The organism is Bacillota bacterium (assembly GCA_040754675.1).
Classification (GTDB): Bacteria; Bacillota; Limnochordia; order Limnochordales; family Geochordaceae; genus Geochorda.
Map to the genome: position 1 here is coordinate 1 of JBFMCJ010000279.1, position 5,463 is coordinate 5,463.

Here is a 5,463-nt window from a genome sequence, read left to right on the forward strand (position 1 = left end):
ACCAGGTGCCCGAACTGGTCGTTGAAGTGCTTGAAGTCGTCGATATCCATGAGCACCAGCGACACGGGCGCGCCGGTGCGGCGGGCCCGCTCCACCTTGAGCTCGATCTGCTGGATGAAGTAGCGGCGGTTGTAGAGCTCGGTGAGGCCGTCGGTGACCGCCATGTGCGCCGTCAGCCCGAGCAGGTGCGCGTTCTGCAGGGCGACCGCGGCCTGGTCGGCCACCATCTGCAGCACCCGTACGTCCTCGTCGGTGAACGCGGACACCTTGGTGCTCTCCACGTTGAGCACCCCGAGCACCCGTTCTTTGATGTGGATGGGGACGGCGATTTCGCTCCTGGCGCCCCGCACGCCCGGAATGTAGCGGCTGTCCCGGGTCACATCGTCGACCCGCACGGCGAGCCCCGTTCGCGCCACGTATCCCGTGACCCCCCTCTCCAGGGGGATGCGGAGGTTGTCCGGGGCGTCATAGCCGTAGGCGCCCGCCAGCCTCAGGCCGCCCGCTTCCTCGTCCACCAGGAGGATAGCCGGGTTGGGGTAGCCGAACATGTCCCGCACCAGCCGCAGCAGGCGGTCGATCAGCTTGTCCATCTCGAGTTCGGAAGTGATGATCTTGCCGCTCTCGTAAAGGGCCGCCAGGACGGCCCGGGCGCGGCGCAGCTCCCGTACGAGGTGGAGCAGCTCCACGGTCCGGTGGAACCGGACCCTCGCCACCGCCCCGCTGAGCAGGCCCGCCCCGACGAGGAGCACGAACCCGACGACCCAGTCCGGCACGAGCCATGGGGCCCACGCCGACCCGTACCGGAGGCACAGCGCTGCACCGACCGCAAGAGAGGCCAGCAGGCCGGCCGTCCCGCCCCAGGCGGGTCCGAAGGTGAACCCGATGGCTATGGGCATAGCGCCCGGTACGGCGTGGATGGCCCCCAGCTCTGGCCGCGCCACGACCAGGCCGCCGTACAGGCTCAGGCTACCTGCCGCAACGAGCACGGCGAACCTGCGGTCCGAGATGCGACGCCGACGGCGCGAGACGAGACCGGCCTCCGTTGCCAGGCGCGCCGGCATACACCCCTCCCCCAGCCCCCGGGAACTGAAACCGGCTACCAAACTGCACCGATTATACCGGGAATATCCGGCGGCGTCATCCCCTCAAGCGCGCGGTTAAAATGGGCTCGGGCAGCGGGAGGGGAGCATCAAGGGCGTGAATTCGCAGGGGAAAACAGCGGGCCGCACCCAAGCCCGGCCCGGAATCCGGTGGCGAATGCTGGCGGGGGTGCTTTCGGTGGCCGCAGCGGCCGGCATGCTGGCCGCGGGCTACGCCTCCACCCGGCGGGAACTCGACCGCCAATCGCGCCGCATCGAGGAACTGAGCCGTGAGGTGGCTGAACTCCGCGAGCGCCTGACCGTGACCCCTCAGACGGGACGCCAGTCATCCGTGGCGGAGGTGTACTTCACCCGAAGTACTCCCCGCGGCGAGATTGAGCTTGTCCGCGTCGAACGCCCCATCCCCGCGCCGAGCACCCCCGAGGAGCAGCTGAAGCTCGCCATCACCGCCCTGCTGGAAGGCCCGTCCGGGCAACGCCTGTACACGCAGGTGCCGGAGGGCACCAGGCTCCTTGGCGCGCGCATCGAAGGCGACACGGCCTATCTCGACTTCTCCCGGGAGTTCGAGCAGACCGCGGGCACGATGCGCCTCGCCGGCCTGATCCGACAGGTGGTCTATACCGCAACCGGTGTGCCGCCGGTGCGCCGCGTCGTCCTGCTGGTGGAGGGCGAACGGGTGGGGACGGAACAGCACCCCTTCACAGGAGACGGCCTTCTGTTCGGCGAACTTTCGCGGGAACGCCTTCCGCTGTGAAGGGCGCGCCTGAGGGGAGACAGGGTTGCAAGGACGGCAACTCCTCGCGGCGTTCATGCGGCGCCACGCCGGGCGCTACGCGGCCGGCGCGGCGGTTCTGATCTTCATTGACGTACTGCAGCTTTTCATCCCGCGGCTTTTGGGCGGCGTGGCCGACGCCTACGCCGGAGGCCGCCTGACCGCCGCGTATGCGGCCGGTGCCGCTTTAAAGCTCCTGGCGCTTGCCCTTTTCATCAGCCTTGGGCGGTGGGGGTGGCGGCACTTCCTGCTGGGGGCTTCCCGCAAGCTCGAGGCGGAGCTGCGGCGGCGGCTGTTCATCCACCTGCAGCGCATGTCTTCCGGCTACTACGCGCGCCGGCGCGTCGGCGACCTCATGGCTCACCTCACCAACGACGTCCAGGCGGTTCGCATGGCGGCCGGCCAGGGCGTGGTGCTGACGGTGGACGCGGTGTTCATGACGGCGGCGGTGACGGCCATGATGGTGGCGACGGCCGACGCGCGGCTGGCCGCCGCCGCGGCGGGGCCGCTGGCCCTGCAGGCGTACGGGCTGACCCGAGCCGGCCGGGAGGTGCACCGGCGGTTCCGGGAGGTGCAGGAAGGGTTCAGCCGGCTGACGGAGTTCGTGGAGGAGAACATCAGCGGCATCCGCGTGGTCAAGAGCCTGGCCAGAGAGGCCCAGGAGCAGGCACGGTTCGACAAAGTCGCCGCCGAGCAGATGAGCAAGAACGTCCGCCTGGCAAGGGTCTGGGCCGTCATGGCGCCGATGACCGAGGCGGCGGTGGGGATGTCGTACGTGATCGTGCTGCTGTTCGGCGGGTGGCTGGTGCTGGAGGGCCAGATCAGCCTGGGGAACTTCGTTGCGTTCGCAGGGTACCTCGGAATGCTGGTATGGCCGCTCACCTCCATCAGCTGGCTCATCAACATGCTCCAGCGGGGCCGAGCGTCGCTGGATCGCCTTGCGGCGCTGCTTGCGGAGGAGCCGGACGTGCAGGAACTGCCCGGAGCGGTCTCGCCCGGCAGGCTCACGGGACGCATCGAGGTGCGGAAGCTGACGTTCACCTATCCGGGGGCGACCCGCCCGGCGCTGGCGGAGGTCAGTTTGACGGTGGAGCCGGGTCAGGTCGTGGGGATCGTGGGGCGCACGGGCTCGGGGAAAAGCACGCTGGCGATGCTGCTGTTGCGGCTCTACGACCCGCCGGAGGGCACCATCTTCTATGATGGTATCGACATCCGGACCATACGTCTCGATGAGCTGCGCCGCCAGATCGGCTACGTTCCGCAGGACAACTTCCTGTTTTCCCTGAGCATCGCGGACAACATCGCATTCGGCATGGAGGCGGACGGCCGAGCACTTGACGAGAGGGTGCAACGCGCCGCGCGCCTCGCCCACATCCACGACGACGTCGCCGCCTTTCCCGATGGGTACGCGTCGCTGGTCGGGGAGCGGGGCATCGCCCTTTCGGGCGGCCAGAAGCAGCGGACGGCCATCGCTCGGGCCCTCGTCAAAGACCCCCGGATCCTCATCATCGACGACGCGCTGAGCGCGGTGGACGCCGAGACCGAGCAGCAGATTCTCGAGGACCTGCGCAGGATGCTCCGGGGTCGCACCGCCATCATCATCACCCACCGCCTGTCGGCCGTGTGCGACGCCGATCAGATCGTGGTGCTCGACGAGGGCGCCATCGTGGAGCGGGGCACGCACCCGGAGCTTCTGGCAGGCGGCGGGCTATACGCCAGGATCTACGAGCGACAGCGGCTGGAAGCCGAGCTTGCGCTCTCGTAGGGCGTGAGAAGGGGTCGCCTGGAAGCACATGCCGGTCGCCGTCGACATTCACGAAGAGCAGGCGCTCGCGAGGAGCATCGATCGGCGGCTCATACGCCGCCTGATGAGCTACGCGCGCCCTTTCTGGTTCCCCATGGCCCTGGGCGTGGTCCTGTCGCTGGCCATCACGGCGGCCGACCTGGCACGGCCTTACGTGTTCAAGGTGGCCATTGACGACCACCTGGTGGCGTTCTCCCGGTCCGGGGCGCAGGCCGACCCCGCGGCGGCCGGGGAGCATCTGCGGGCCCTGTTCGCCCTGGCGGCGCTCCTGGCGGGCCTCGTGCTGGCCTCGCAGGCCATGGCCTACCTGATGACCTTCGTCCTGCAGCGCACCGGGCAGCTCATCGTGATGCGGCTTCGCAGCCAGCTCTTCCGCCACGTCGAGAGCCGCGCCCTCGCGTTTTTCGACCGCCACCCGGCGGGCCGGCTCGTCACCCGGCTGACCAACGACACCGAGGCGCTCAGCGAGATGTACACATCCGTCGTGGTCAGCCTGTTCCGTGACCTCTTCGTGCTGGTGGGCGTGGTGGTGGCGATGGGGCGGCTTGACCCGCGGCTGACCGGGGTGAGCCTGGCGACGCTGCCGGCGGTGGGAGCCGCCACCTGGGTCTTCCGGACGAAGGCAAGGGATGCCTTCCGGCGGGTGCGGGTGCGGCTGGCTTCCGTCAACGCGTTCCTGGCCGAGAACCTGAGCGGCATGTGGCTGGTCAGGGCGTTCGCCCAGGAGCGGCGCCAGCTTGCGCGCTTCGATCGGGAGAACTCGGAGTATTTTGCGGCCACGATGGGCGAGCTTTCGGTCTTTGCAGTCTTCCGGCCCGTGGTGGATTTCCTGGGAAATGCCGCGCTCGCGCTGATCCTCTGGTACGGCGGGGTACAGGTGGCCCGCGGGAGGCTGGAGTACGGGGTGCTGTACGCTTTTCTCACGTATATCCGCCAGATGTTCCAGCCCATCGGGGACCTCGCCGAAAAGTACAACGTGCTGCAGGCGGCCATGGCGTCATCCGAGCGGATCTTCCAGATACTGGACGACCGCACCGAGATCCCGGAGCCGGCCAGCCCCGCGCCGGTGCCGGCAAGGGCCCGGGGGCACGTGGAGCTGCGGGGCGTCTGGTTTGCCTACCACGGGGAGGACTGGGTGCTCAAGGACGTGTCGCTCGAGGCGAGACCCGGGGAGACCGTCGGGCTCGTGGGGGCCACCGGCGCGGGGAAGAGTTCCATCATCTCCCTCCTGAGCCGCCTGTATGACGCCAGGCGGGGGGCCGTGCTGCTCGATGGGCTGGACGTCCGGGAGCTCCCGACGGGGTGGCTGCGCCGCCAGGTCGCCGTCGTGCTGCAGGATCCGGTGCTGTTTTCGGGCAGCGTGGCCTACAACATCGGCTTCGGGGTGGACGGCGTCACGATGGACCAGGTGGTGGAGGCGGCCCGGCGGGTCGGCGCGCACGAACTGATCGAGGCCCTGCCCGACGGGTACGACTATATCGTCAGCGAGCGCGGGGCGGGGCTTTCGGCGGGCCAGCGCCAGCTCATCGCCCTGGCCAGGGCCGCGGCGCTGGATCCGCCGGTACTGGTGCTGGACGAGGCCACCGCCAGCGTGGACAGCGAGACCGAGGCGCGCATCCAGGAGGCCATCCGGGCCATGGCCCAAGCGCGCACCGTCGTCGTCGTGGCGCACCGCCTGGCCACGGTGGTGCACGCCGACCGTATCGTGGTGCTGCACCGGGGTGAGGTACGGGAGGTGGGCACGCACCGCGAACTGCTGGCGCGCCGGGGGCTGTACTGGCGGCTGT

Annotated in this window: 4 protein-coding genes; 3 read left to right on the forward strand and 1 reads right to left on the reverse strand. The window is 69.3% G+C overall.

The annotated features are described in order from the left end of the window. Positions 1-1,061 (reverse strand): sensor domain-containing diguanylate cyclase (locus AB1609_14825; GenBank protein ID MEW6047731.1); only part of this gene is annotated, 1,061 nt, incomplete at its 3' end. Between the two features lie 136 nt (positions 1,062-1,197). On the opposite strand from AB1609_14825, the gene AB1609_14830 reads away from it, so the two are divergent. From AB1609_14830 to AB1609_14840, 3 genes are all read left to right on the forward strand, one after another. Next, positions 1,198-1,854, forward strand: coding sequence for a GerMN domain-containing protein (locus AB1609_14830; GenBank protein ID MEW6047732.1), 657 nt, complete (start codon positions 1,198-1,200; stop codon positions 1,852-1,854). 25 nt (positions 1,855-1,879) lie between these two features. Then, positions 1,880-3,637 (forward strand): ABC transporter ATP-binding protein, encoded by a 1,758-nt coding sequence (locus AB1609_14835; GenBank protein MEW6047733.1) that lies wholly within the window; start codon positions 1,880-1,882, stop codon positions 3,635-3,637. Between the two features lie 28 nt (positions 3,638-3,665). Beyond that, positions 3,666-5,463: ABC transporter ATP-binding protein (locus AB1609_14840; protein ID MEW6047734.1), on the forward strand; the 1,798-nt coding region annotated here is incomplete at its 3' end.